21 protein-coding genes, 2 pseudogenes and 1 riboswitch are annotated in these 25,313 nt (G+C 73.1%); of the genes and pseudogenes, 10 read left to right on the top strand and 13 right to left on the bottom strand.

Annotated elements, in window-relative coordinates; genetic code table 11:
* Positions 1-50: 50 nt before the first annotated feature.
* Positions 51-446 (top strand): annotated as a pseudogene (locus tag R2B67_RS34325) (NUDIX domain-containing protein); the annotation flags it as partial.
* Here R2B67_RS34325 and abc-f read toward each other — a convergent pair.
* The 6 genes from abc-f to R2B67_RS34295 all read right to left on the bottom strand — a co-directional run bounded on the left by abc-f (position 382) and on the right by R2B67_RS34295 (position 7,367).
* Positions 382-2,199: a ribosomal protection-like ABC-F family protein gene (gene abc-f, locus R2B67_RS34320; protein WP_455679984.1), complete on the bottom strand. Its 1,818-nt coding sequence runs from the start codon at positions 2,197-2,199 to the stop codon at positions 382-384. The pseudogene R2B67_RS34325 and the gene abc-f sit on opposite strands and share 65 nt — an antisense overlap.
* 333 nt (positions 2,200-2,532) lie before the next feature.
* Complete coding sequence (locus R2B67_RS34315; protein WP_317824361.1) at positions 2,533-3,573, bottom strand: NAD(P)-dependent alcohol dehydrogenase; 1,041 nt, start codon at positions 3,571-3,573, stop codon at positions 2,533-2,535.
* A 74-nt stretch (positions 3,574-3,647) separates the two neighbouring features.
* Positions 3,648-4,430: an SDR family NAD(P)-dependent oxidoreductase gene (locus tag R2B67_RS34310; protein WP_317824359.1), complete on the bottom strand. Its 783-nt coding sequence runs from the start codon at positions 4,428-4,430 to the stop codon at positions 3,648-3,650.
* Positions 4,427-5,137 carry a TetR family transcriptional regulator gene (locus R2B67_RS34305; RefSeq protein ID WP_317824357.1) on the bottom strand — a complete coding sequence of 237 codons (711 nt, stop codon included), beginning with the start codon at positions 5,135-5,137 and terminating at the stop codon, positions 4,427-4,429. Before R2B67_RS34305 ends, R2B67_RS34310 begins: the two co-directional genes overlap by 4 nt.
* Positions 5,138-5,215: 78 nt before the next feature.
* Positions 5,216-6,424, bottom strand: a complete 1,209-nt coding sequence (locus tag R2B67_RS34300; RefSeq protein ID WP_317824355.1) for a PP2C family protein-serine/threonine phosphatase — start codon at positions 6,422-6,424, stop codon at positions 5,216-5,218.
* Positions 6,425-6,602: 178 nt separating this feature from the next.
* Positions 6,603-7,367 carry a GNAT family N-acetyltransferase gene (locus R2B67_RS34295; RefSeq protein WP_381074763.1) on the bottom strand — a complete coding sequence of 255 codons (765 nt, stop codon included), beginning with the start codon at positions 7,365-7,367 and terminating at the stop codon, positions 6,603-6,605.
* Between the two features lie 628 nt (positions 7,368-7,995).
* On the opposite strand from R2B67_RS34295, the gene R2B67_RS34290 reads away from it, so the two are divergent.
* The 8 genes and pseudogenes from R2B67_RS34290 to R2B67_RS34255 all read left to right on the top strand — a co-directional run bounded on the left by R2B67_RS34290 (position 7,996) and on the right by R2B67_RS34255 (position 16,134).
* Positions 7,996-8,871: a SigB/SigF/SigG family RNA polymerase sigma factor gene (locus R2B67_RS34290; protein WP_317824353.1), complete on the top strand. Its 876-nt coding sequence runs from the start codon at positions 7,996-7,998 to the stop codon at positions 8,869-8,871.
* 106 nt (positions 8,872-8,977) lie between these two features.
* Positions 8,978-9,844 (top strand): TetR/AcrR family transcriptional regulator, encoded by an 867-nt coding sequence (locus tag R2B67_RS34285; RefSeq protein ID WP_317824351.1) that lies wholly within the window; start codon positions 8,978-8,980, stop codon positions 9,842-9,844.
* Between the two features lie 83 nt (positions 9,845-9,927).
* Positions 9,928-10,821, top strand: coding sequence for a beta-keto acid cleavage family enzyme (locus R2B67_RS34280; protein WP_317824349.1), 894 nt, complete (start codon positions 9,928-9,930; stop codon positions 10,819-10,821).
* Positions 10,822-10,883: 62 nt separating this feature from the next.
* Positions 10,884-11,882 (top strand): 3-hydroxyacyl-CoA dehydrogenase NAD-binding domain-containing protein, encoded by a 999-nt coding sequence (locus tag R2B67_RS34275; RefSeq protein WP_317824347.1) that lies wholly within the window; start codon positions 10,884-10,886, stop codon positions 11,880-11,882.
* Positions 11,879-12,382 carry a thioesterase family protein gene (locus R2B67_RS34270; protein ID WP_317824345.1) on the top strand — a complete coding sequence of 168 codons (504 nt, stop codon included), beginning with the start codon at positions 11,879-11,881 and terminating at the stop codon, positions 12,380-12,382. Before R2B67_RS34275 ends, R2B67_RS34270 begins: the two co-directional genes overlap by 4 nt.
* Before the next feature lie 203 nt (positions 12,383-12,585).
* A complete protein-coding gene (locus R2B67_RS34265; protein WP_128852687.1) occupies positions 12,586-13,947 on the top strand; it encodes a bifunctional o-acetylhomoserine/o-acetylserine sulfhydrylase in 1,362 nt (453 codons plus the stop codon).
* Positions 13,944-14,842 (top strand): annotated as a pseudogene (locus R2B67_RS34260) (homoserine O-acetyltransferase family protein). The gene R2B67_RS34265 and the pseudogene R2B67_RS34260 overlap by 4 nt, the downstream one beginning before the upstream one ends.
* Positions 14,839-16,134, top strand: a complete 1,296-nt coding sequence (locus R2B67_RS34255) for a sulfite oxidase (RefSeq protein ID WP_317824340.1) — start codon at positions 14,839-14,841, stop codon at positions 16,132-16,134. Before R2B67_RS34260 ends, R2B67_RS34255 begins: the two are co-directional and overlap by 4 nt.
* On the opposite strand, the gene R2B67_RS34250 is transcribed toward R2B67_RS34255, so the two are convergent.
* Complete coding sequence (locus R2B67_RS34250) at positions 16,127-16,873, bottom strand: adenosylcobinamide amidohydrolase (protein WP_317824333.1); 747 nt, start codon at positions 16,871-16,873, stop codon at positions 16,127-16,129. The two genes, R2B67_RS34255 and R2B67_RS34250, sit on opposite strands and share 8 nt — an antisense overlap.
* A gap of 218 nt (positions 16,874-17,091) precedes the next feature.
* Here R2B67_RS34250 and R2B67_RS34245 point away from each other — a divergent pair, with 218 nt between their 5' ends.
* Positions 17,092-18,138, top strand: a complete 1,047-nt coding sequence (locus R2B67_RS34245; RefSeq protein ID WP_317824326.1) for a PRC and DUF2382 domain-containing protein — start codon at positions 17,092-17,094, stop codon at positions 18,136-18,138.
* A 141-nt stretch (positions 18,139-18,279) separates the two neighbouring features.
* On the opposite strand, the gene R2B67_RS34240 is transcribed toward R2B67_RS34245, so the two are convergent.
* The 6 genes from R2B67_RS34240 to R2B67_RS34215 all read right to left on the bottom strand — a co-directional run bounded on the left by R2B67_RS34240 (position 18,280) and on the right by R2B67_RS34215 (position 25,250).
* Positions 18,280-19,065 (bottom strand): ABC transporter ATP-binding protein, encoded by a 786-nt coding sequence (locus R2B67_RS34240; protein WP_317824319.1) that lies wholly within the window; start codon positions 19,063-19,065, stop codon positions 18,280-18,282.
* Complete coding sequence (locus tag R2B67_RS34235; RefSeq protein ID WP_239476149.1) at positions 19,062-20,093, bottom strand: FecCD family ABC transporter permease; 1,032 nt, start codon at positions 20,091-20,093, stop codon at positions 19,062-19,064. The genes R2B67_RS34240 and R2B67_RS34235 overlap by 4 nt, the downstream gene beginning before the upstream one ends.
* Positions 20,094-20,200: 107 nt before the next feature.
* Positions 20,201-21,253 (bottom strand): ABC transporter substrate-binding protein, encoded by a 1,053-nt coding sequence (locus R2B67_RS34230; protein ID WP_317824304.1) that lies wholly within the window; start codon positions 21,251-21,253, stop codon positions 20,201-20,203.
* 61 nt (positions 21,254-21,314) lie between these two features.
* Positions 21,315-21,501: riboswitch (cobalamin riboswitch) on the bottom strand.
* A gap of 104 nt (positions 21,502-21,605) precedes the next feature.
* The gene (locus tag R2B67_RS34225) at positions 21,606-22,829 is read right to left on the bottom strand and encodes a beta-ketoacyl-[acyl-carrier-protein] synthase family protein (protein ID WP_317824285.1); all 1,224 of its coding nucleotides are present in this window, start codon (positions 22,827-22,829) and stop codon (positions 21,606-21,608) included.
* Complete coding sequence (locus R2B67_RS34220; RefSeq protein WP_018514917.1) at positions 22,826-23,107, bottom strand: acyl carrier protein; 282 nt, start codon at positions 23,105-23,107, stop codon at positions 22,826-22,828. Before R2B67_RS34220 ends, R2B67_RS34225 begins: the two co-directional genes overlap by 4 nt.
* A gap of 88 nt (positions 23,108-23,195) precedes the next feature.
* On the bottom strand, positions 23,196-25,250 hold the full coding sequence (locus R2B67_RS34215) for an acyl-CoA dehydrogenase family protein (RefSeq protein WP_317824278.1): 2,055 nt from the start codon (positions 25,248-25,250) through the stop codon (positions 23,196-23,198).
* Between the last annotated feature and the right edge of the window lie 63 nt (positions 25,251-25,313).

The following is a 25,313-nucleotide window of genomic DNA, read 5'->3' as shown; positions in this document are numbered from 1 at the left end:
CAGCGCCCGTCGGTTGGCGTGCCGCACACCGTGCTTGCAGACTTGACGACATGTCGGCAGGCAAGCGCAGTGCGGGGCTTCTTCTCTTCCGGACCACGGGTACGGGGGGCGAGCGGGATGTCGAGGTGCTGATCGGGCACATGGGCGGGCCGTTCTGGGCGGGGCGGGAGGAGGCCGCCTGGTCGGTGCCGAAGGGTGAGTACGGCCCCGACGAGGAGCCGGCGGCGGCCGCGCGGCGGGAGTTTGAGGAGGAGCTGGGGGTGCCGGTGCCGGACGGGGTCTGGCTGCCGCTCGGCGAGGCGCGTCAGCGCAGCGGCAAGACGGTGACCGTGTGGGCGGTTCAGGCCGAGCTGGAGGTGGCCTCCGTGGTGCCGGGGACGTTCACGATGGAGTGGCCGCGCGGCTCCGGCGTGCAGCAGGAGTTCCCGGAGATGGACCGGTTCGCCTGGTGCACGCCGGAGCAGGCCGCCGAACTGCTGATCGTCGGCCAGCGCGTCTTCGTGAAGCGGCTGCGCGCTCAGGTGCGCGGGGAGGCCGCCGCTTCCCCGGAGGCGTAGGCCGGTTCGGGCGGGAGACCGGGTGGCCGGACCGCAGCTCCAGGACGTCACCGGTGAAGCGGGCCCGGAAGCTTCGGTCGTGCGAGACGACGACCACCGCTCCCGGGTACGCCGCGAGCGCCGCCTCCACCTCCTCCACCAGGCTCAGCGCGATGTGGTTCGTCGGCTCGTCCAGCACCAGCAGATCGGCCGGACGGGTGACCAGCCGTGCCAGGGCCAGCCTGCGCTGCTGGCCGATGGAGAGCGACGCGACCGGCACGCCGAGGTCCTCGGGGCGGAACAGGCCGAGGCCGAGGAGCTCGTCCGCGTACTCGTCGGGGAAGCCCGGGCGCCCGGCGGCAAAGGTGGCGAGCAGGGTGCGCCGGGTCGGCCGGGCGGGCAGCTCCTGCGGGAGGTAGCCGACCCGGGCGCGGCGGAGGACCGTCCCGGTGTCGGGCGCCAGGTCCCCTGCGAGGACGCGCAACAGCGTGGTCTTCCCGGCCCCGTTGTCCCCGGTGACCAGCAGACGCGCCCCGGCCGCCACGCGCAGGGCGGGGAGGTGGAGCCGCTCCCCCACGGAGACGTCCTCCAGCTCGACCAGGGGGCCGGACGGGGTCTCCCCCGCCAGGGCCGGGCAGCCGGTGAAGGCGAGCGGCTTCGGCGGGGCCGGTACGGGTGTGCGCCGCAGCGCCTCCAGCCGGGTGCGCGCCGCCCTGACCTGGCCGGAGAGTTTGGCCTCGTGGGAGCGGCGGTGCTTGCCGAACCCCTGCTGCGGGTCCTTGCCGGTGGCAGCGAGCCGCTGTCCGGCCGCGTCCACCAGCTCCGCCGTACGGGCCAGGTCGCACAGGTACTCCTGATGCTCCTGCGCCCAGCGGCGGCGGGCGGCGGCCTTGGCGGTGCGGTAGCCGTCCCAGCCGTCCCCGTACCGGGTGACCGTGCGCAGGTCGCGGTCGACCTCCAGGATCACCGAGGTGACCCGCTCCAGGAACGCCCGGTCGTGGGTGATGGCGACGACGGTGCCCCGGTGGGCGCGCAGGTGGTCCTCCAGCCAGTTCACCGCCCGTACGTCGAGGTGGTTGGTCGGCTCGTCCAGGAGCAGCAGTTCGGGGGCGGCCGCCAGGACGCAGGCGAGGGCGAGGCGGGACTGTTCGCCACCGGAGAGGGTGGAGAGCGTACGGTCGCGGGTGAGGTGGGCGAGGCCCAGGCCGTGGAGAGCGGCCTCGGTACGGGCGTCGGCGCGGTAGCCGTCGCGTTCCTCGTAGGCGGTGAGGAGGTCTCCGTACGCGGCGAGTTCCGCCTCCGTGGCCTCGCGCCCCGCCGAGAGTGACTCCTCCGCCTCGCGGATGGCCGCCTCCAGGGCGCGGAGTTCGGCCAGGGCCGCGTCGACGGCGTCCTGCACGGTGTCGGCCGGATCGAGGGCGAGGGTCTGGGCGAGATAGCCGGTGGAGCCGGGGAAGCGGACGGTGATCTCGCCGCTGTCGGGGCGCTCGGTCCCGGCGAGCAGACGCAGGAGGGTGGACTTGCCGGAGCCGTTCTCGCCGATGACGGCGGCCTTCTCGCCGGGGCGGACGGTGAGCGTCACCTGGTCGAGTACGGAGCGGTCCCCGTACGCCTTGGAGACGTCCTTCATGGTCAGTTGGGCGCGGTCGCGCTGGGGGTGCATGGGTGCCTGTTCCCTGATTCCTGGGGTGACGGCCCGCGGCGGCGCGTACGGAGACGCGCCGGGGCGGGGCGTGACACGTGGGTGTCCGGACGGCGGAGGGACAGCGGCACACCGGGGACCGATACGGCCGAACCCCGCCCGGTGCGGTCACGGGCGGTGCTCGGCGGTCGGCCGGTGTGCGTCAGCCGGTGACGTCAGGCGTCACACGGCGGCTGTCCGGGCCGGGAATCAGCGGAAGTAGTAGTACGAACGCATGGCATCGAGTGTAACGGCGGGTGGGGAGCGGGGCCGGGGATTTTTCGCCGGCCCCGCGATCGGCGTACGGGAACGGGCTCAGCCGTTCGGCAGGATCACCGCGCGGCCGTTGATCCGGCCGTCGTGCAGCCGCTCGTAGGCGAGCGGGGCCTCGTCGATGGAGTACGTCTCCACGTGGACGTCGACGGCCCCCGCGTGCGCCAGGTCGAGCACCTCGGCGAGCTCCTTGCGCGAGCCCCAGTAGGGGGCGCTGACGCTCGTGCCGTACGGGAGCGAACCGAAGCCGACCGGGAGCGCGCCGCCGCCGATGCCGACGATCGTGACGTCGCCGTCGACCCGGGCGACGGCCCCGGCGGTCTCGACGGTGGGCGGGGCTCCGACGAAGTCCAGCACGACGTGCGCGCCGAGTCCGCCGGTCAGCTCCTTGACGCGGGCCGCCGCCTTCTCGTCGGAGAGGACGGCCTCGTGCGCGCCGACGGCCCTGGCCAGGTCGAGCTTCTCCTCGGTGACGTCGAGGGCGATGACCCGGGCGGCCGTCATGGCGCGCAGGAGCTGGATCGCGACGTGCCCGAGGCCACCGGTGCCGATGACGACGGCCGTCGAGCCGGGCACGAGCTTCGGCAGGGAGCGCTTGATCGCGTGGTACGGGGTGAGTCCGGCGTCCGTGAGCGACACCGTCTTCACCGGGTCCAGGTCGCCGATCGGCACGAGGTGGCGGGGGTCGTCGACGATCATGTACTCGGCCATGGCGCCGGGGGCGCCGAGTCCGGGCGGCATGATGCCGAGCACCTTGGCGCGCAGGCAGTAGTTCTCCTTGCCCTCGGCGCAGTTCACGCAGATGCCGCAGCCCCAGGGCCCGTACACCGCGACGGAGTCGCCCACGGAGAGGCCGTCCACGCCGTCGCCGAGGGCGGCGACCGTGCCGACGCCCTCGTGGCCGAGGGTGAGGGGCAGCGGGAAGGGGATCTGGTCGGCGGGCCAGCTCATCACCGCGATGTCGGAGTGGCAGACACCGGCGGCGGTGACCTTCAGCAGGACCTGGCCGGGGCCGGGCTCGGGGTCCGGCACGGTGACGACCTCGGGGGCCGCACCGACGGCCCGGTACTGGACGGCTTTCATGGGTCTCCTCGCTTCTTCGCTGCGCTGTGCTCTCTTTGTCGCCCGCGGATCCCCCGCCCGCCACCCGGGCGCCGTTACGGGGCGGAGTAGCCGCCGTCCACCAGGTGGTAGCTGCCGTGGATGAAGGAGGCCTTGTCGGAGAGGAGGAAGACGGTGAGTTCGGCGACCTCCTCCGCCGTGCCGAGGCGTCCGGCCGGGTGCAGGGAGACCAGGTGCTCGCGGGCCTGCGGGTCGGCGTTCCGCAGGAGCGGGGTGTCGATGAAGCCAGGGCCGACCGCGTTGATCCGCACGCCCTGTGCCGCGTATTCGAGCGCCGCCGCTTTTGTCAGGCCGACGACTCCGTGCTTGGCGGCGACATAGGCGGGCGAGCCCGCGAAGCCGTTGGTGCCGAGGATCGAGGACATGTTGACGACCGCCCCGCCGCCCGACGCGACGATGGCGGGCAGCTCGTGGCGCATCGAGTAGAAGACACCGCTGAGGTTGGTGGCGACGACGCGGTCCCAGTCCTCGACGGGGTATGCCCCGGTGGGCGCGGCCGGACCGGCGATGCCCGCGTTGTTCACGGCCAGGTGGAGGGCGCCGAAGGTCTCCACGGTGAACCGCACACCGGCTTCGACGGAGGCCGGGTCGGTGACGTCCATGCGTACGGCGGCCGCCCGCGCTCCCGTGCTCTCCAGCTGGGCGGCGGCCTTGCGGGCGCTCTCCTCGTCGTAGTCGGCGACGACGACGGCCGCGCCGGCGGTGGCGAGCAGCCGGGCCACGGCGAGACCGATTCCGGAGGCGCCGCCGGTGACGAGGGCGGTCCGGCCGGCGAACTCGGCCGAGGGGGTGGTGGGGCTGGTGCTGGTGGTGCTCATGAGGTTGCCTCTTCTGCTGTGTGTTCTGTGGTGCTGTCCCGGCCCTGCGACGCGCTCGGTGCCGTGAGCAGGTCCGCCGCCAGGGCGTCGAACGCCTCGGTGACCAGCGCGGGCAGAGCGTCCGGGCGGCCTCCGCGCACCCAGGCGGCCTGGGCGGCGAGCAGGGCGCCCGCTCCCGCCGCCACCGTGACGGCGGGGCGGATGTCCTGGCGCGGGTCGACGCCGAGCCGGTCCGCGACGATGGCGATCGAGTCCTCCTGGGCGTCCACCCGGATGTGGTGGAAGGCCGCGTAGAGCGTCGGCTCCTCCTCGGCGACGGTCAGGAGGTCGAAGATCCGGGGGCGGCGGTGCCAGGGCTCCGCCTCGGGGTCGGCGAGCCAGGCGAGGACGGCGCGCCGGTAGGCGAGGAGCGGGGGCTCCCCGGCCGGGCGGGACCGCAGGGCCTCGTTGATCCGGTCGCCGTCGCCGCGCAGGGAATCGAGGGCGGCGGCTTCCTTGCTCGCGAAGTACCGGCTGAAGGTGCGACGGTCGACGTCGGCGGCCTCCGCGATCTCCTCGACCGTGACGTGCCGCAGCCCCCGGTCCAGCACCAGCTCGAACGCGGCCTGCGCCAGGGTGTCGCGGGTGCGGCGGGCCTTGCGGCTGCGCCGCTCCGGCGTCCTCCGGTCCGGCGTCGGACGCTCCGGGACCTTCTCTTCCGGGCTCATATGTGCACCGTACACCTGAAAATGTCCCCGCGCGACATTCGTCTCGTGGGGACATTCACCTGGTCCGTACGGGGCCGCTCAGTCGCTCACGGCCCCCGCGACCGGTCGGACCTCATCGGCGACGGCCGCGGGCAGCGGTCCGCCGTCGCCCGGTGCCCTGCCCAGGGCGAGCGCGGCGACGTCGTCGCGCCGGATGCCTCCGGTGAAGGTCTCCAGGTCGACGCGGAGCGCGTCCAGCAGCTCGCGCGGACCGTGTCCGGCCCAGCCGGCCAGCCGCCGGTCCAGCGGGTAGAAGGCGCGGGCCGCGTCGCGGGCCTCCGTCACCCCGTCGGTGACGACGAGGAGGGTGGCGCCGGGCGGGAGGGCGAACGACTCCGCCATGCGGGTCTCCCGGCTGAGGCCGGCGAGGCCGAGGGGCACGTAGGTCCGCTCCAGCCGTACGGCGGAGGCGCGGCCATCGTGCAGCAGCCGCGGCGGCAGATGGCCGCAGTTCACCGCCTGTACGCGGTCCTCCTCGTCGAACCCGAGGACCAGCGCGGTCACGAAGCGTTCGGCCTCGCCGGTCTGGGCGGAGAACGCGTTGTGCCGGACGACGGCGGCTTCCAGCGCCTCCACCACCCCGGTCAGCGTGGGCTCCCGGACCGCCGCCTCACGGAACGCGGCGATCGCGGCGAACCCGGCCCCTATGGCCGCGATCCCCTTGCCCTGGACGTCCCCGATGATGACGCGGGTCCCGTACGGCGACTGGACGACCTCGTAGATGTCACCGCCGACGAAGCGGTCCTCCTCGATCGGCTCGTAGATGCCGTACGCGAAGACCTGGTCGGTGATGACGGGCAGGGGGCGCAGGATCTGGCGTTGCAGGGCGACGGCGGCGGAGCGGAGCCGGTCCATCTCGGTGGCGTGGCGTATGCGGGCCGCGCAGGCGGCGACGCCGAGGGCGCAGGCCAGCACGGTGAAGCCGATGCCGAACACGAAGTCCCAGAAGGTGCCGTCCCCGCCGAGCCCGGAGCCGACGACGACCGCCGTGATCCAGACCGCGACCCACACGGTCTGCCGGAGGCTGCAGAAGACGGAGGCCAGGGCGGGGACGACCACGAGGAGGGGGACGACCCGGAGGTCCTCACCCGTGACCACGTCGAGGAGGACGATCAGCGCGCTCAGCAGCAGCACCAGGCCGGCCAGCGCCCAGTTCCCGATCCGGCCCGTGGCCGCCGTGGCGCCCGCGTCCGTGCCGGGAAGGACCGTCTTCCGGCCCGGTGCCCTGCGCGCTTTCCCCAGGGACACGCCCGCTCCTCCTGTTCGCCGCTCGCTGCCGCCCGTGGTCCGGACGGTCCCTTCCAGTTGACCGGCATCCGGGCCCCGGCGCAGGGGGGCATAGGGCCCGGAGGCGGGGCCGAACGTCCCGACCGGGACGTCCGGCCCGGGACCTTCGGCCCCCTGTACGGGTGCCCGTCGGCCCCGGTCACCGCTGCGGAGAACTCACCGGGGCCAGGACGGAGAGGAACTCGGTGTGGGCACGGAGCTGGAAGCCGAGCGATTCGTAGAGCCGGATCGCCACCGCGTTGGCGGCGGAGGTGTGCAGGAACGGCGTCTCGCCCCGCTCACGGATCCCGTACGCGACCGCCCGGACCAGGCGGCTCGCCAGACCCTGACCCCGTACGGACGCGTCGGTGCAGACCCCGCTGATCTCGGTCCAGCCCGGCGGGTGCAGCCGCTCCCCCGCCATGGCGACCAGGGCGCCGCCCCGGCGGATGCCCAGATAGGTGCCGAGTTCCACGGTGCGCGGCAGGAAGGGGCCGGGGCGGGTGCGCGCCACCAGGTCCAGCATCTCCGGCACATCCGCCGGGCCGAGCCGTACGGCCTCCGCGTCGGGCTCCGGGACCACCGACACATCGACGAGCTGGACTCCGCCGATCCGGTGAAGGATCTCCCAGCCCTGCGGCGGCTCCCCCCTCAGCGTGTTCATGCCGATGGTTCCGCCCGGACCGGCGAGCGCCGCGAGATCGGCCCAGTCCCGCGCGTCCGGGACGGCGGGGTGAGCGGTCCAGGGGGTGACGTCGACGGGGTAGCGCAGGATCCGGCCGCGGCGCTCGGCGAAGTGGGCGTGCGGGCCCGTGAGCGAGGCGAGCGCGGGGTTGTCCAGCGGGTGGGGTGCCGCGGGGGCGGCGGACGGGGCGGAGAGCGGGGCGGCGGCCTGCTCCCGTGTCGCGGGGTCGACGGTGCTCACGGGCCCACCTCGGCGATCGGATCGGGCCTTTCGGCTGCACCCCGTGCCACCCCTCCGCGGCACTCTTCGTACGCGTACGGCTTGCGCATGTTCTCCCTCGATCCGGTCCATCGCGCGGTTCCTTCCGGCGGGCACCCCGGTGCCCTGGCGCCGCGCGCCCGCCACCCGCGAAAAGCTGAGGGACGCAGGGCGTATTCCGTGCCGGGGAACTGTTCACGATGCCGCAATCAACCGGGGTGCCCGGCCGGCTCCGCGACCCCGGAGGGAGAGGTTCCGGAGCACGCCGACGACCGGCGTGCGCCCGCCCGGAGGAGCGGCGAATTCGACTCATCCGTCGGCCAATCCGCGCCGGTCCGGTCCCAACTGCCTGCCGGTTGTGGCACTCTGGTGGCGACCGCCCCACCGGGCTCCCCCGTACCGGTGGGGCGGTTCTGTGCGCCCCCTGTGGCTCTGCCTCTCCCCATGACGGTGTTTCAGGGCCGAACGGGGCCCGTTTCGGGCGCTCTCCAGCCGTTTTCGGCCAACTCGTGACGCCTGGCGAGATCGAACCCCTTCCCGCACGCATGAGGACCGGACGGCCGGGCAGGCGAGTAAACCTCATGGCCTACGACCAGGGGAGGGTGACGAGATGACGGCGCACACCGCGCAGACCACCGGTACCGAGCAGCGGACGGGCACCACGGAGGAACTTCCGTGGATCGAGGATGCCGGAAAGATCGCCCCCATGGACGCACGGGCCCTGTCGAAGGTCTTCTTCGACCGCCTCCAGGTCCTGGAGGAGGGCACGCACGAGTACCAGTACGCGCGCAACACGCTCATCGAGATGAACCTGTCGCTGGTCCGGTTCGCCGCCAACCGCTTCCGCAACCGGGGCAGCGGCGACATGGAGGACATCATCCAGGTCGGCACGATCGGGCTGATCAAGGCGATCGACCGCTTCGACCTGTCCCGCGAGGTCGAGTTCACCTCGTTCGCCGTCCCGTACATCGTCGGTGAGATCAAGCGGTTCTTCCGGGACACCAGCTGGGCCGTCCACGTGCCGCGGCGCCTCCAGGAACTCCGGGTCGACCTCGCCAAGGCGAAGGAGGCCCTCGCCGCCGACCTCGACCGGGACCCGACCGTGCAGGAACTGGCCGAGCACCTCGGGATGGACGAGGCGGAGATCACCGAGGGGATCGTCGCGTCCAACGGCTACACCGCAGGCTCGCTGGACATGCCGACCGACTCCTCGGAATCCGGTCCCCAGAACACCGGCGGGCGGACCTTCGCCGACGTCCTGGGCGAGCCGGATCCCGCCATCGAGACCGTGGAGAACCTGCACACCCTCGCTCCCCTGCTGGGCGAACTGGACGAGCGGGAGCGCCGGATCATCGACATGCGGTTCGGCCAGGAGCTGACGCAGGCCCAGATCGGTGCGGAGCTGGGGATCTCCCAGATGCATGTCTCGCGGCTGCTGAGCCGGATGCTGGGCAAGCTGCGCAGCGGGATGCTCACACAGGAGTGATGCGATCTGACTGATGCACCAGTCAGATCCTCAATTTCCCTGACGTAGAGCTTTAGCTCTGAGTTCTGCGTTGAGATTTTCTCACCAGCTCGTTACGGTTGCCGCCATGCAGCAGTACGAGGTGGCCGCGCGGGTCCGTCAGGTGATCGACGCGGCGGGAGTCAGCGCACGTGAGTTCGCCCGGCGGATCGTCATCGACCCGTCGAAGCTGTCGCGTTCCCTGAACGGTTCCCGTCGTTTCACCGCCGCGGAGCTGGCCCGGATCGCCGACATCGGCGGCGTGGACGCCAACTGGCTGCTGGGCGCCGTGTCCACGCCCGCGGTGCCGCCCACTTCGCCACCCGCACCCCCGTCGGAGCCCGCTCCGGCACCCGAGGGCGGCAGACCCCTGCAGATCGTGCGGGAGACCGTCCGACTGATCGCCGAACGCGGGTTCCACGCCGTCCGGGTCGCGGACATCGCCACCGCCTGCCGCACGAGCACCGCCGCGATCCACTACCACTTCCCCGGCCGCGACGAGCTGCTCGAAGCGGCGGTGCGGTGGTGCATGGACGAGGACACCCGCCGCCGGGCAGCGGCCACCGAAGGAACCGTCCACGCGGGTGACGAGCTGCGCCTCCTGCTCGACCTCCAGACGCCGCGCACCGAGCAGCAGCGCCGCCAGTGGTGTGTCTGGCTCGACCTCTGGGCCGAGGCGGCGCGCTCCACCACCGTCGGGCAGCTCCACCGCGAGTACTACCGGCAGTGGCGGACGACCGTCTCCGACGTGATCCGGCGCGGGGTCGAGCAGGGGGTGTTCCGTCCCGTCGACCCGGACGGCGCGGCCCTCACCCTCACCGCCCTGATCGACGGTCTGGCCTCCCAGGTCCTGGCCACCGCGCCCGACAGCCCCGGCACGGGCACCGGCGCCCAGGCCATGCACGACGCCCTCACCGCCCACGTGGACGCCTGCCTGACCGCGCCGGCTGCCTGACCCCGTACGTCAGTGCCGTGCCCATCGCGTAACCGCTCCCCCTCCGAAACCCCGCTCCCCCCACGCCGAGGAGACACCCCCGCATGCCCGTGAACCAGGACGTCATCATCACCTGCGCCCTCACCGGAGCCGGTGACACCGTCGGCCGCAGTCCCCACGTCCCCGTGACACCCGAGCAGATCGCCGCGTCCGCCGTGGAGGCCGCCGGAGCCGGTGCCGCCGTGGTGCACATCCACGTCCGCGACCCGGAGTCCGGCGCTCCCTCCCGCGACCCCCGTCTCTACCGCGAGGTCGTGGAGCGGATCCGGGAGACCGGCACCGATGTCGTCATCAATCTGACCGCCGGGATGGGCGGGGACCTGGTCATCGACCCGGCGGCCCCGCTGAAGCAGCTGCCGGGCACCGACCTGGTCGGCGGTCTGGAGCGGCTGCCGCACGTGGAGGACCTGCTGCCCGACATCTGCACCCTGGACTGCGGTTCGCTGAACTTCGGCGACGGCAGCAACCTCTACGTCTCGACCCCCGACATGCTCCGCACCGGCGCGAAGCGCATCCAGGAGCTCGGGGTCCGGCCCGAGCTGGAGATCTTCGACACCGGGCAGCTGTGGTTCGCCAAGCAGCTCCTCGCCGAGGGGCTGCTCGACGATCCCACGGTCTTCCAGCTCTGCATGGGCATTCCGTGGGGCGCGCCCGCCGATCCGGGGGTGCTCCAGTCGATGGTCAACATGCTGCCCGAGGGCGCCCGTTGGGCGAGCTTCGCGCTCGGCCGGATGCAGATGCCCTGGGTCGCCCAGTCGATCCTGCTCGGCGGGCACGTCCGGGTGGGTCTGGAGGACAACCTCTATCTGGGCAAGGGCATCAAGGCCACCAACGGCCAGCTGGTGGAGCGCGCAGTGCGGATCACCGAGGCTCTGGGCTCCCGGGTCGCCTCGCCCGACGAGGCGCGGCAGCAGCTCGGCCTCCGCCCGCGCATATGACCGCCCGCCGCTCCCTTCTTGACCTTCCTGACGTTGCTGGAGTCCCGCCCGTGCCTTCCCCCATGCCTTCTCCCACTCCCCCTGTCCTCGCTCCCTGCGCCCCGGAGGACGTACGCCGTGTCGCGTGCGTCGGGGCCGGAGTGATCGGCGGCGGCTGGGCCGCCCACTTCCTCGCGCGCGGCTACGACGTCACCGCCTGGGACCCCGCCCCCGACGCGGAGGCCCGGCTGCGCCGGCTGGTCGCGGCGGCCTGGCCCGCGCTCGAACAGCTCGGGCTCGCCGAAGGCGCCTCGCAGGACCGGCTGACCGTGACCGCGAGCCTCGAAGAGGCGTCGGCCGGCGCCGAGTTCGTCCAGGAGAGCGCGCCGGAGAAGCTGGAGCTCAAGCGGGACCTGCTGGCCCGGCTGGACGCGGCCGCCCCCGCCGGTACGGTGATCGCCTCCTCGACCTCCGGCTATCCGATGACCGACATGCAGACGGGGACCCCCGGCGCCGCACGGCTCGTGGTCGGGCACCCCTTCAACCCGCCTTATCTGATCCCCCTGGTGGAGGTCGTCGGCGGCGAACTGACCGCGCCCGGCGCGGTGGAGTGGGCCTCACGCTTCTACGAGGTGGCGGGCAAGTCCGTCATCACCATGGACCGCGAGGTCCCCGGCTTCATCGCCAACCGGCTCCAGGAGGCGCTGTGGCGCGAGGCCCTGCACATGGTGGCGAACGGTGAGGCGACCGTACGGGAGATAGACGCGTCGATCATCGAGGGGCCCGGGCTGCGGTGGGCGGTCATGGGGCCGATGCTGACGTTCGCGCTGGCGGGCGGCGAAGGCGGCATGGCCCATATGCTCGACCACTTCGGCCCCTCGCTGAAGTCCCCCTGGACCCGGCTTGGGGCACCCGAACTGGACCGCGCGCTGTACGAGGCGGTGGTGGCGGGCTGCGACGAGGCCGCCGCGGGCCGGACCATCGCGGATCTGGTCGCCGAGCGCGACCGGGGCGTCATCGACGTGCTGCGGGCGACCGGCCGGCTGCCCGGCGCCACCGCCACCGGGGAGGCCGCCCGATGACCGAGAACGACTCCTCGACCCTCCCCCTCTTTCGCAGGACCGTACGGCCCGAGTGGATCGACTACAACGGCCATATGAGCGAGGCGTTCTACGTCCTCGTCTTCGGGTACGCCACCGACTCGATGATGATCGAGACCGGTCTGCACGCCGGCTACCGGGAATCCACCGGCTGCTCGCTCTACACCGTCGAGTCGCACCTGCGCTACCTCCGCGACGTGGCCGTGGACGCCCATCTCGTCGTCCGCACCCGACTGTTGGGCGCGGACGCGAAGAAGCTGCGCTTCGTCCACGAGATGTACGTGGTCGGCGCGGCCGACGACGTACCGGAGCCGGAGGCCGGACCGGTGGCGACCGGTGAGCTGCTGGCCCTCCATGTGGACCAGCGGGCGGGCCGCGCGGTGCCCTTCCCCGATGCCGTACGCGAGCGGCTGGACGGGCTCACCGAAGAGGCGCCGGAGTGGGCGGGCCGCTCCATCGCCGAGGTCCCTGCGCGGCGCTGATCCTCCACCCGCGCAGGGCCGGTCCGGACCCCCGGGCCGGCCTCTGCGTTGCCGCCGTATTGCAGGTTCGTGGCCAAGGGGGCGACACGCTTCCGGGCCGGTCCGGCACGTCCTACGGTCCGTGAACAGCCCGTCGCCACCCGGGCCTCCGCCGACCGGCGGACGTACGCCGTACGGCGACCGAACCACGTGCGAGGAACCACATGAGCCAGCCCCTCGACTCCGTCACCGCAGGCCACACCCCCGAGGACGTCAACCGGCAGGATCCCGGCGCCGCGTGGTCGTTCGAGACCAAGCAGATCCACTCGGGCGCCGCCCCGGACCCGACGACGGGTGCCCGCGCGGTGCCGATCTACCAGACGTCGTCCTTCGTCTTCCGTGACACCCAGCACGCGGCCGACGTGTTCTCCCTCGCCGAGCCGGGCAACATCTACACCCGCATCCACAACCCCACGCAGGACGTCCTGGAGCAGCGCATCGCCGCGCTGGAGGGCGGTGTCGCCGCCGTGGCGCTCGCCTCCGGGCAGGCGGCCGAGACCCTCGCCCTGCTGACGCTGGCCGGTTCGGGCGACCACATCGTCTCCTCGCCCTCGCTCTACGGCGGCACCTACAACCTCTTCCGTCACACGCTGCCCCGGTTCGGCATCGAGGTGACGTTCGTCGACGACCCCGAGGACCTCGACGCCTGGCAGGCCGCCGTCCGCCCCAACACGAAGGCGTTCTTCGCCGAGACGCTCGGCAATCCGCGCGGCGACGTGCTGGACATCCGGGCGGTCGCCGACACCGCGCACGCCGCCGGTGTCCCGCTGATCGTGGACAACACCGTGCCGACGCCCTTTCTGCTGCGGCCCATCGAGCACGGCGCCGACATCGTCATCCACTCCGCGACCAAGTTCCTCGGCGGCCACGGCACCACCATCGGCGGGGTCGTCGTGGACGCCGGCACCTTCGACTTCGGCGCGCACGCCGAGCGCTTCCCCGAGTTCCACGAGCCCGACCCCAGCTACCACGGACTCCAGTACTGGCCGGCGCTCGGCCCGGGCGCCTTCGCCATCAAGCTCCGCGTCCAGCTGCTCCGCGACCTGGGCCCGGCGCTCTCCCCGCACTCGGCGTTCCTGCTGCTCCAGGGCGTCGAGACGCTGAGCCTGCGGCTGGAGCGGCACACCTCCAACGCGCTGGAGCTGGCCCGCTGGCTGGAACAGCGCGACGAGGTGGAGACCGTGCACTACGCGGGTCTGCCGTCCAGCCGCTGGTACGAGGCGGGGCAGCGCTATCTGCCCCGGGGAGCGGGAGCGGTGCTGGCCTTCGAGCTGAAGGGCGGCGCCGAGGCGGGCAAGCAGTTCGTGGACGCGGTAGAGCTGTTCAGCCACCTCGCCAACATCGGTGACGTACGGAGCCTGATCATCCACCCGGCCTCCACCACGCACAGCCAGCTCACCGAGGAGCAGCTCGTCGCCACCGGGGCCACGCCCGGACTGGTGCGGCTCTCGGTCGGTCTGGAGAACGTGGACGACCTGAAGGCCGACCTGGAGGCAGGGTTCCGGGCCGCGAAGGCGGCGTCCTGAACCGTAGCGCCGCGTCCGCCACGCTTCCCCTCCCTCCGGCCTCCGGTGGCCGGAGGGAGGGGGACCCGCCCGGTCGTCGCCGCTGGGTGACGATCGAGGACCCGCTGCCCCTGGAGTCCGGCGTCCGGCTACCGGGGGTCCGCCTGGCGTACGAGACCTGGGGGCAGCGGGCGGCGGACTCCTCCAACGCCGTCCTGGTCCTGCACGCCCTGACGGGCGACAGCCATGCCGCTGGTCCTGCGGGTCCCGGCCACCCCACTCCCGGCTGGTGGGACGCGCTGGTCGGCCCGGGCCGGGCGCTGGACACCGACCGGTGGTTCGTCGTCGCGCCGAACGTGCTGGGCGGCTGCCAGGGCAGTACGGGCCCCTCTTCCCCGGGGCCCGACGGTCTGCCCTGGGGGTCCCGGTTCCCGTATCTGACGGTACGGGACCAGGTGGCGGCCGAGGCGGCGCTGGCCGACGCCCTGGGCATCGGCCGGTGGGCGGCCGTGGTCGGCGGCTCGATGGGCGGCATGCGGGCCCTGGAGTGGGCGGTGAGCAGGCCGGAGCGTACGGGTTCGCTGCTGGTGCTCGCCGCCCCGGCCGCCGCCGCACCGAGGCGATGAACGGGCACGACATCGGCCGGGGCCGGGGCGGCACCGCCCGGGCGCTGCGCCGGGCGGCGATGCCCGCGCTGGTCGTGGGCGTCGACTCGGACCGGCTCTATCCGCCGCCCCAGCAGGAGGAGTTGGCGGCCCTGCTGCCGGGGTCCGACGGCCTGCGGCTCGTCAACTCCCCTTACGGCCATGACGGTTTCCTCATCGAGACCAGTCAGGTGGGCTCCTTCGTACGGGAGTTGCTTCCGCCACCATCCCCACTCACCCCGTCCCCCCTTCTCCACGAGGAGCTTCCATGAGCCCGCTTCCCCCACCGTCCGAGGACGCCTACGACCGGATACGGCTGCGGCAGTGGTCCGCCGGAACAGCGCGTTCCGCCGGGATCGACCGCCGCGATCTGCTGAAGCTCGTCGCCGCCGCCTCGGCGGCCGTACCGCTGGCCTCGGTCGCCGCCCCGGCACAGGCGGCAGCCGCCCCGGGCAGCCCGGCAGCCGCACAGGCGGCCGCCGGGCTGCCCGGTGTGGTCAAACCGCTGCCGCCGGAACTGTTCACGCTGCGCGGCACCAACGCCGAGACCAACTTCGCCGCGCTGAAAGGCACCGGGCTCCTCACCCCGGCCGACCGGTTCTTCGTCCGCAACCACACCGCCACCCCGCAGATCGACCGGGACACCTGGAAGCTGACGGTCTGGGGCGACGGGCTCAACGGCGGTCCGGTGGACTTCAGTTACGCGGACCTCCTGCGGCTGCCCTCGGTGTCCCGCACCGGGTTCGTGGAGTGCGCGGGCAACGGGCGCAGCTTCTTCGCCTCGCAGCAGGGGCAGGCGGTCAGCGGTACCGCGTGGACGCTCGGGGCGATCGGGGCGGCCCGCTGGCGCGGGGTGCGGCTGGGGGATGTGCTGCGGCGGGCCGGGATCGGGCGGCACGCGGTGGACGTGCTGCCGCGCGGTCTGGACGCGGAGGTCGTCACGGACGGGGTGAACCTGGGTCGGGTGCGCCGGCCGCTGCCGGTGGCGAAGGCGCTGGACGACGTCCTGCTCGCGTACGAGATGAACGGCGAGCCGCTGCCGCCCGACCACGGGTACCCGGTCCGCGTCATCGCGCCGTCGTGGGTGGGCATCGCCAACATCAAGTGGGTCGGGGACATCGAGGTGAGCGCCGATCCGCTGCTCACCCCGTGGAACACGGGCCTCTACCGGCTGTTCGGTCCCGGGTATCCGCCGGAGGGCAGCGCCCCGCTGACCCGCCAGACCTTGAAGAGCGCTTTCGAGCTGGTGCAGGGCGCCTCGTTCCCCGCCCATCGCCGCACCGTGCTGACCGGCCGTTCCTGGTCGGGCGGGGCGCCGGTGAAGTCGGTGGAGGTCAGCACCGACGGCGGGCAGCACTGGCGGCGGGCCCGGCTGCACGACGTGCCCCGGGCCGGGAGCTGGGTGCGGTGGTCGGTGGACTGGGTGCCGACGGTCAAGGGCGCGACGGAGCTGCTGGCCCGGGCCACGGACCGGTCGGGGCGTACGCAGCCCAAAGCGACGGCCCACAACACGCAGGGGTATCTGTTCGACGCGGTGGTGCGGCACCCGGTGACCGTCAGCTGAGGTCCCGGGCCGGGCGGGCGCCCGCCAGTACGGCCGTGTGCACGGCGCGCGCGATCCGCGCGCCCCAGGTGGAGCGGGGTCCGGCGAAGGGTTCGCCGCCGTCGGGCCCCGGTTCGGGGGCGGCGACGCACACGGCGTCCGTGGGGGTGCCCGAGCAGTCGAGTCCGGCGTCCAGGAGGGCCTGCACCTTGGCCTCGGTGGCGGTGGCGACGGCGTTGACCAGGGCGGCGTCGGAGAGTGCGGCGGGGAGCGTGAGGACGATGTTGACCGTGCCCGGCCGGTGCGGGAGACAGTCCACGTCAGGAGCGGCCGCCCAGCCCCGTACGCCGAGGCCTGTGGTGACGGTCGCGGTGACGCCGCCGTCGTGGCCGGTCGTGTACGCAGCGACGTCGGCGGCGGTCATCAGCCCGGCGCCGGAGCCGGTGAGCCCCTCGGAGGCGGCGATCTCGGCGAGGTGGCGGTCCGGGTCGAGGCGCGGGTAACCGCCGGGGACCTGGGCGTTGAGGATCCAGGCCCGGGGGCCGATGCCGCCGCCGAGCACCGCGCTGCTGCACACCCGCACGCCCGGGCCCAGCCGCCACACGAGGTGGTGGAGGTGGTGGCCGTCCTCGTGCCGGTCGCGCAGTTCGCCGCGCTGGGCGGGCAGGTGGACGCGTACGGAACGGATGGCGCACCCCTGGTGGCTCGGCGGGACCGGCGGTGGCCCGTCCTCCCGGGGCTGCCGTGCTCCGCCGATCATATGCGCGCCCCGCACCCCCTCACCCGATTGGCCTAACTGATCCGGGGGCCGCCCAGCGGCGTCGTGCGGGGCCAGCAGGGACCCCGGGGCCTCCGGGGCCCCTCCGGCCGGGTGGCCGGGCGGTTGCAGCGTCCAACCGGGTGAGGCGCGATGGAAGCCGGACGTGCCACATCTGGTGGAGCCACCCACAGGGCGCGCCCAGCGAGGAGGGTTCGGTTATGGGAGCCGCTGACGGTTTCACGGATTCCGGAGAGCTCGACGGTCTGACCGTGTACGACAACGACGGCGAGAAGGTCGGCAGCGTGGGCCGGGTGTACGTCGACGACGACACCGGCAAGCCCGACTGGGTCACGGTCAAGACCGGCATGTTCGGCATGAAGGAGAGCTTCGTACCGCTCGCCGGAGCCCGTCGAGTGGGCTCCGACCTGCATGTCTCGCACTCCAAGGACACGGTCAAGGAAGCGCCTCGCGTGGACGCGGACGCGCACCTGTCCGTCGCCGAGGAGGAGGAGCTCTACCGGCACTACGGCCTGACCAGGAAGTCCGGCAACCTCGGTGACACCGGCAAGGGCACCGGCACCGGTGCCGACGCCCGGACCGTCGCCGGAACCGGCGCCATGGGCGCGGCCGGAGCTGGTGCTGCGGGCGCCGGTGCGGCGGGCGCGGCCCGTGGCACGGGCACACCGCCGAACGCCAAGGCGACCGGCAGGACCACCACGAGCGCCGGGGCCGCGGGCACGACCGGAGCGGCCGGCATGGCCGGCACCGGCAAGCACCGCGACACCGACACCTCCGCCACGTCCCGCCCGCTGGCGGGCGCGGGGGCGGGCACCCGGGCCGCCGACATGAGCGGCACGGAGGAGATGATCCGCTCCGAGGAGCAGCTGCACGTCGGTACGGAGGAGTACGAGAGCGGCCGGGCGAGGCTGCACAAGTACGTGGTGACCGAGGAGGTCACCCGGTCCGTGCCCGTCTCCCACGAGGAGGTGCGGGTGGTCCGCGAGCCGCTGCGGCCCGGTGAGAAGGTGACCGGGACGACGGACTTCGGCGAGCAGGACGTGGAGGTCACGCTGCACGCGGAGCGCGCCACGGTCCGCAAGGAGGCCGTCCCGGTGGAGCGGGTCCGCCTGGAGACCGAACGGGTCACCGAGCAGAAGGAAGTCTCCGCCGAGGTCCGCAAGGAGAAGATCGACTACGGCGACGGCAAGGACATGGACACCGGCAAGGACACCGGTGGCGAGTTCGGCCAGGGGCGCCGCCGCTGACGGCGCATCCCCTCCGGCGGCCGGAAGGCCGCTCCCATGTCCTCGGCCTCCGGGCGGGCCCGTGCCAACGGGTCCGCCCGGAGGGCTGTCCGATACGCGACCGCCCGGAGGGTGTCCGATACGGGACCGGGGCGCCGACGGTCAGCGGCGCGGCAGGAACCGTACCGAAGGACGTCCCTCCGGCCCGTCCGGGGTGACCACCGCCCGGACCCCGTAGACGTCCTCGATGAGCTCCTCGGTGATGACCTCGGCCGGGGTGCCGCCCGCGATCACCCGGCCAGCCTTCATCACGGTGATCCGGTCGCAGAACATCGCCGCGAGGTTGAGGTCGTGCAGGGCGATGACGCTGGTGAGGGGCAGTGCGGCGACCAGGGCGAGCAGGTCCAGCTGGTGCTGGATGTCCAGGTGGTTGGTCGGCTCGTCCAGGAGGAGTTCGCGGGGCTGCTGGGCGAGGGCCCGGGCGATCTGGACGCGCTGGCGTTCGCCGCCGGAGAGGGTGTGCCAGGACTGTGCGGCCCGGTCGGTGAGGCCGGTGCGCCGCAGGGCGTCGGTGACGGCTTCCTCGTCGCCACGGTCCGGGGCGGACCAGGCGCGGCGGTGCGGGATGCGGCCGAGGCGGACGACGTCCAGGACGCTGAGGTCGACCTGGGTGACGGCGTGCTGGTCGACGACGGCGATCCGGCGGGCCACGGTACGGCGGCCGAGGTCGGCGAGGGGGTCGCCGTCCAGGGTGACGGTGCCGGTGTCCGGGGCGAGGAGGCCCGCGAGGATCCGCAGCAGGGTGGACTTGCCGGAGCCGTTGGGGCCGAGCAGCCCGACGGTGGCGCCGGGCGGCGGGGTGATGTCGACCCCGTCGAGGATGAGGCGGTCCCCGGCCTCCCGGCCGACCCGCTCGGCGCGCAGGCCGCCGTTCTCGGTGAGGCTCATGGCGTGCTCCGGGTGCGGTACAGGACGGCGACGAACGCGGGCACGCCGATCAGTGCGGTGACCACACCGACCGGCACCTCCTGCGGGTCCAGCACCGTGCGGGCGAGCGTGTCGACCCAGACGAGGAAGATCGCCCCGGCGAGCGCGGTGACCGGCAGGAGGCGCCGGTGCCCGGAGCCGGTGAGCGCGCGAGCGGCGTGCGGCAGGACCAGGCCGACGAAGCCGATCGCCCCGGCCGAGCTGACGAGGGCGGCAGTCAGCAGGGCGGTGGTGCACAGCAGCACGATCCGGGTGCGGGCGACGTTCACGCCGAGCGCGGCGGCAGCGTCCTGCCCGAAGGCGAAGGCGTCGAGCGTACGAGCGTGGGCCAGGCAGACGACCAGGCATACGGCGAGAACGGCGGTGCACAGGGCGACCTCGCTCCAGCCGACGCCGCTGAGCGAGCCGAGCAGCCAGAACAGCACCCCTCGGGTCTGCTCGGCGTCGGCCGAGGTCATCACGACGAACGAGGTCAGGGCGGAGAAGAGCTGCATCGCGGCGACCCCGGAGAGCACCACCCGGTCGGTGGTGGAGCCGAGGGTGTGGCTGAGCAGCAGGACCAGGGCGAACGAGCAGATGGCCCCGACGAAGGCCCCGGCCGACAGCGACACCGCTCCCCCGCCGACGCCGAGGACGACCACCACGACCGCCCCGGTGGAGGCCCCGGAGGAGACGCCGAGCACGAAGGGGTCGGCGAGCGGGTTGCGTAGCAGCGACTGCATCACCGTGCCGCACACCGCGAGCCCGGCACCGCACACGGCGGCGAGCAGGGTGCGGGGCATGCGCAGGTTCCAGATGATGCCGTCGCGGATCGGGCTCAGCTCCGAGGCGCCGAAGCCGAGGTGGGAGGCGACGGCGGACCAGACGTCGGGGACCGAGATCCGGGCGGGCCCGATCGTGACGGCGACGGCGATGGAGAGCAGCAGGAGCAGGAGTCCGCCGGTCCAGAGGAGCACCGCGAGCGGGCCGCCGCTCCAGACCGGGCCCACCGCGGCCGACGCCTTCCGGTCCGCGGTCTTGTCCGAGTCCGCGGCCTCCTTCGGGTCCGTGGCCTCCTTCGGGTCCGTGGCCTCCTTCAGTGCCGGGTCACCGCTGCTCACCCCGCGAGCCCGAAGTCGCGCAGCCCCGCGGCGACGCGCTCCAGCCCCTCGACCGTCCGGATGGTCGGGTTCATCGCCTGGCCGCTGAGCAGCACGTACCGCCGGTTCTTGACGGCGTCCATGGTCCTGGTGACCGGGTTGGACTCCAGGAACTCGATCTTCTTCTCGGCGCTCTCGGCGGTCTGCATGGTGCGGCTCAGGTCGCCGATGACCAGGACGTCGGGGTTGCGGTCGGCGACGGTCTCCCAGCTGATCTGGGGCCATTCGTCGTGGGTGTCGTCGAAGACGTTCTTCGCGCCGAGCTCCCGGGTGATGACGCCGGGGGCGCCGCAGCAGCCCGCGAGGTAGGGGGCCTTGGAGTCGGAGAACCAGTAGAGGAGGGATGCCTTGGATCCGTCGATGCCGTCGGTGGCCTTCGCCACCCGCGCCTGGAGCTTCTTCACCAGGGCGTCGCCGCGCTCGGGGACGCCGAACACCTGGGAGAGCTCCCGGACTTCGGTGTAGACGCTGTCCATGGTGAGGGGTGCGGTACGGGCTCCGTCGCCGCCGCCGCTGTTGTCCTTGCCGATGCAGTCGGCGGGCGAGATGTAGGTGGGGACGCCCAGCTTCTCGAACTGTTCGCGGGGTGCGACGCCGCCCTTGGCGAGGGTGGAGGCGAAGGAGGCGGAGAGGAAGTCGGGCTCCTTGTCGAGGACCTTCTCCGACGAGGGCCGGTTCTCCGATATGCGCTCGACGCCCTTGTTGGCCTTCTCCAGGCCCTTCATCACCGGGTCGCTCCAGGTCGCGGTGCCCGCGAGCCGGTCGGCGAGGCCGAGCGAGAGGAGGATCTCCGTCGATCCCTGGTCGACCGAGACGGCCCGCTGGGGCGGCGCCTTCACGGTGACGGTGCGCCCGCAGTTCTTCAGCGTGAGCGGGAAGCCGTCGGCCTTGTCGCCGCCGCCGTCGGCGGAGGAGTCGGTGGTCCCGCCGCCGCAGGCGGTGAGCAGGACGACGCCCGCCGCGAACAGGGCGGCGGTGCGTATCGGGGCAGGGGTGGCCTTGGACAGCACGGAGGACCTCGGTGTCTCTGGGCCCAGCCGCGGAGCCCGTCGTACGGTTCCCGTGCCCCGGTGCGGGGCGCGGGTGCCAGCAGGTCTTCGGACTCGGGTTCGTCCGGGCGGGACGCCTTCCCGGAGCACGTGTGCGCTCCAGTGGCCGTGGCCCCGCCCGTCCCCCTCACCGCTGCGCGTCAGTTCCGGTCTCGCACCGGATTCCCTGACCCCGTCGCTGGGGTTCGACTGGCCCCGGCAAGCTATCACGGGTCTTCGCGCAGCTCAGAGCCGGTGCGCGGACCGCTCCCCCGGTGGGCCGGTGCGGCGCGGGATCGTCCCGCCGCACCGGCCCGGCAGCTGGCGAGGCGGCTTACGGAGCCTGGAGCGCGATCACCGCGTTCTGTCCGCCGAACCCGAAGGAGTGGCTGACGGCCCGTCGTACGGGCACCTCGCGCGGGGCCTTGGTGACGCAGTCGATGGCGAACCCGGGGTCGGGGGCGTCCAGGTTGGCGATCGGCGGGACGATGCCGTGCTGGAGCGTCAGGACGGTCAGCCCCGCCTCGATGGCTCCGGCCGCCCCCATGCAGTGGCCCAGGACGCCCTTGGGGGCGGTGACGGGCGGACGGTGCGGGTAGGCCCGGCCGATGAGGGCGGCTTCGGTCGCGTCGTTCAGGGGGGTCGAGGTCCCGTGCGCGTTGACATGGCCGACCTCCTCGGCCCGCCACCCCGCGTCGGCCAGCGCCGCGTCGACGGCGGCCTCGGCGACCGCCCCGGAGGGGTGCGGGGAGGTCGGGTGGTGGGCGTCGGTCGTGGCGCCCGTACCGGCCAGCAGCGCCCGGGGGGCGGCTCCCCTGGCCCGGGCGTCCGCCGCCCGCTCCAGTACCATGATCGCGGCGCCTTCGCCCATGACGAGCCCGGCCCGGTCGGCGGCGAAGGGGCGGCAGAGGCGGGCGGGGTCCCCGTCCCGCAGGGCCGCCGCGCCGGAGCGGGCGAAGCCGGTCATGGCGACCGGGAAGACGATCGACTCGGTGGCTCCGGCGATCGCGATGTCGCACTGCCCGAGCGCCAGCATGTCGCGGGCCGCCGAGAGGGCGGTCACCCCGGAGGAACAGGCCGTGCAGGGGGCGAGGCTGGGGCCCGTGGCCTTCATCTGGATGGCGATCTCGGCCGCGGGCATGCTCGGGATGGTGAGCAGGATGCCCGAGGGCGAGGTGGCCTCGGGGCCGCGCCGCTCCAGGGCGACGGCCTGTTCGGTGAGTCCGGCGGATCCGCCGCTGCTGGTGCCGACGACGACGGCGACGCGGGCGCCGTCCCAGTGGGCGGGGTCGAGCCCGGCGTCGGTCACCGCCTCCCGTGCGGCGAGGACGGCGAACTTCACGTACCGGCCCATACGGAAGGCGGTCCGGCCGCCGACCGCGTCGTCCAGGTCGATGCCGGAGACCGTACAGGCGAAGTCGACGGCGCAGCCGTGCAGTTCGGGGACGGTGCGCGCGAAGGACTCCCCGCGGCAGACCCCGTCCCAGGTGGTGTCGGTGGTGTGGCCGGCCGGGGTGATCATCCCCAGGCCGGTGACGGCGATGGCGGGTCGGTTCATCGGGTGTTGCTCACCGGCACCGCACTGCCTGCCGCCTCGCCGCCGACGGCCGCGTCGATGAACGCGGAGATGTCGGCGAGCGTGGCGTCCTTGTAGAGCTTCTCGGAGTCGGCGGCGACCCCCAGGGTCTCCTTGATGATGACGGCGAACTCGGCGACCGCCAGGGAGTCCATCTCCAGGCTGTCCATCGTGGACTCCGGCAGGATTTCGGCTGCGGGCACCTTGAACGTCTCGGTCAGCACCTCGGTGATCTTCGGGTGGATGCTCTGGCTCTTCACGGTGTTTCCTCTCATCGGCGGCCTCATGGACGGCGGGTGGTGATACGCACAGGCCCACCGCCGAAATAACTGGAGTATGCCCCTCCGGTTACGCCCTGGGGCGAACCGATTCGTCTGCGCTCACCTGCGGCTTCTCGAACCACCGGGAGAGCATCGACGTGGTTCCCCAGTACGCCAGCAGCACCCCGCGGGTGCCGAGCGCCGCCACCTTCTCGCGCAGCGGGCGCCGCCGCTTGCTGCCGCAGGCGGGCCGCCGGAAATCCGCCGTGCGGAGCCCGGTCGCGCCCGCCTTGCGCCCCACCGCTCCCCCCGGCCTGCGGCGCTGGTGCCAGGAGCCGTCCGGATCGTCGTACGCGTCCGCGTAGCCGGGTCCGGCGATCGGCCAGTCCGACATCAGGCGCTCCGGCAGCGCGAACGACTTGACCAGGTCGGGGGCGTGGAGGGCCACGGTCGCGATGAGCCGCTCCACCGCGTCGGGCAGCGAGGACACCTGTTCGGCAGTCAGCCGTCCGGCTGCCAGCAGGTCACCGCTGTTGCGGGCGATCCAACGGAGGGCGAAGAGCCGGTGCAGCTCGGTCAGCCGCTCGCGGGCCGCACCTGCGGGCAGGGCTGCGGCAGCCTGCTCGTACGCCTCGCTCGCCTGGCGGTAGCCGTACGCCTCCACCCCGCGCAGCGCCGGACCCGAGGCCGCGTTCCACCGGCCGAGCGGGTCGCCGGGCGGGGCGGCGCTGATCCGCTCCCGGGCGCGGTCGAACCAGATGTCCTCCACGGCCGCGAGCAGCCGGCCCAGGAAGCGGGGGTCGTCCAGGTCGCCGGGGCCCTCCGCCTCCTCCTCGTCCCGGACCGTGACGCTGAACAGCATCTCGGCGGCGGCCTTGGCGTGGACGGCGAGGTTGTCGCCCTCGGCGGTGATGGCGCCCTCGATGCCGGTGAACAGCTCGGTCATGCCGTTGTTCTCCAGCAGCCCTTGCGCGCCGCACCGCTCCCGGCACTCGACGATGACGCCGCGCGCCTGCCAGGTGATCCACCCCTTGGCGACGGCGACCAGGCGCTCGGCCTCGTCCCGGTCGGCGGCGGGGGCGGACTCCCAGCGGTCCAGGGCCCTGCGGTGGAGGAGGCTCATCGCGAAGACGGTGGCCATCGCCGCGGCGAGGGGGCCGTGGTGGGTGCGGTGCGCGTAGACGGGCACCCGTCGCGATCCCCGCGATCCGGAGACCAGTCGGTGCCCCGCATACCGGATGGCGAGGGCGAGGGTGACCCGGGCGGAGCCCACCGCGCAGGCGCTCATGGAGAGCTTGCCGGGGGTGACCCGCCCGATGGAGAGGAGGAACCGCCTTCTGCGGTTGGCCAGTTCGCTGGTGAACCGCCCGTCGGCACCGATCCGTCCCTGCTCCCCGGCGAGCAGGGCCTTGCGCGGGACGAAGTACCGGTCGAAGGAGGTGAGGCAGTGGTCGACCGGGGAGCCCATGCGGGCGGGCAGCCGCCGTACCCGTACGCCGGGCAGGGCGCTGACGGCGTCGGTGAGCGGGGCGAGGAAGAGGAAGACGCCGTGGTCGGTCCCGTCGGCGAGGAGGCGGGCGGCCACCACTCCGGTCTTGGGGCCGCCTGCGGGGCTGGTGTTGGGCATGAACTTCTGGGCGCCGGAGTTCGGGGTGTGCAGGACGAAGCCGTCGCGTTCGCGGTCGTACGTCGCGGTCGTCTCGACGGCCGCCGCGTCGTTGCCGTGCGCCACCTCCGTACAGAGGAAGGTGCCGATACTCCGCAGCTCCAGGAAGTCCGAGAGGTCGCGCAGCGTGCCCGGATCGTGGTCCAGGAGACTGCCGAGGAAGAGGTTGTAGTGGATGCCCGCGACGGTGGTCAGCGCCGGGTCGACCGGGCCGAGCCATTCGTGCAGCGCGGCCAGGGCGCGGGGGTCGGCGGCCAGCCTCGCGCCGCTGTCCAGTGCGTCGTTGAGGATGCGGAGCCGGTGGTAGGAGAGGGCGAGCCGTTCGTCGGGAGTGCCGCCACCGGATCGACGAAACGGTTCTGTTGTGAGCAGCCGTCGCCAGAAGCCGTGCTCCTGGCGGAAGTTGTCGCCGTAGAGCACTCGGGTGAGCAGATCGTTCGTGGAGGGCTGTTGTGGTTTATGCGTGGATACGGTCACGACAGAGTAACGATCAAGGAACGGCGAGGACACCCCTCGCCGTTCCCGAACGGCCCTGCGGGG

The organism is Streptomyces cyaneofuscatus (assembly GCF_033109485.1).
Taxonomy (GTDB): Bacteria; Actinomycetota; Actinomycetes; order Streptomycetales; family Streptomycetaceae; genus Streptomyces; species Streptomyces cyaneofuscatus.
This window is presented reverse-complemented; position numbering and strand designations above follow the sequence as displayed.

What these genes read in the sequence shown, in the direction of transcription:
- R2B67_RS34285 (WP_317824351.1), top strand. Translation starts at nt 8,978, where the DNA reads ATGCAGCAGTACGAGGTGGCCGCGCGGGTCCGTCAGGTGATCGACGCG.
- R2B67_RS34255 (WP_317824340.1), top strand. Translation starts at nt 14,839, where the DNA reads ATGAGCCCGCTTCCCCCACCGTCCGAGGACGCCTACGACCGGATACGG.
- R2B67_RS34305 (WP_317824357.1), bottom strand. Translation starts at nt 5,137, where the DNA reads ATGAGCCCGGAAGAGAAGGTCCCGGAGCGTCCGACGCCGGACCGGAGG.
- R2B67_RS34290 (WP_317824353.1), top strand. Translation starts at nt 7,996, where the DNA reads ATGACGGCGCACACCGCGCAGACCACCGGTACCGAGCAGCGGACGGGC.
- R2B67_RS34240 (WP_317824319.1), bottom strand. Translation starts at nt 19,065, where the DNA reads ATGAGCCTCACCGAGAACGGCGGCCTGCGCGCCGAGCGGGTCGGCCGG.
- R2B67_RS34265 (WP_128852687.1), top strand. Translation starts at nt 12,586, where the DNA reads ATGAGCCAGCCCCTCGACTCCGTCACCGCAGGCCACACCCCCGAGGAC.
- R2B67_RS34270 (WP_317824345.1), top strand. Translation starts at nt 11,879, where the DNA reads ATGACCGAGAACGACTCCTCGACCCTCCCCCTCTTTCGCAGGACCGTA.
- R2B67_RS34280 (WP_317824349.1), top strand. Translation starts at nt 9,928, where the DNA reads ATGCCCGTGAACCAGGACGTCATCATCACCTGCGCCCTCACCGGAGCC.
- R2B67_RS34250 (WP_317824333.1), bottom strand. Translation starts at nt 16,873, where the DNA reads ATGATCGGCGGAGCACGGCAGCCCCGGGAGGACGGGCCACCGCCGGTC.
- R2B67_RS34245 (WP_317824326.1), top strand. Translation starts at nt 17,092, where the DNA reads ATGGGAGCCGCTGACGGTTTCACGGATTCCGGAGAGCTCGACGGTCTG.
- R2B67_RS34315 (WP_317824361.1), bottom strand. Translation starts at nt 3,573, where the DNA reads ATGAAAGCCGTCCAGTACCGGGCCGTCGGTGCGGCCCCCGAGGTCGTC.
- abc-f (WP_455679984.1), bottom strand. Translation starts at nt 2,199, where the DNA reads ATGCACCCCCAGCGCGACCGCGCCCAACTGACCATGAAGGACGTCTCC.
- R2B67_RS34310 (WP_317824359.1), bottom strand. Translation starts at nt 4,430, where the DNA reads ATGAGCACCACCAGCACCAGCCCCACCACCCCCTCGGCCGAGTTCGCC.
- R2B67_RS34225 (WP_317824285.1), bottom strand. Translation starts at nt 22,829, where the DNA reads ATGAACCGACCCGCCATCGCCGTCACCGGCCTGGGGATGATCACCCCG.
- R2B67_RS34275 (WP_317824347.1), top strand. Translation starts at nt 10,884, where the DNA reads ATGCCTTCTCCCACTCCCCCTGTCCTCGCTCCCTGCGCCCCGGAGGAC.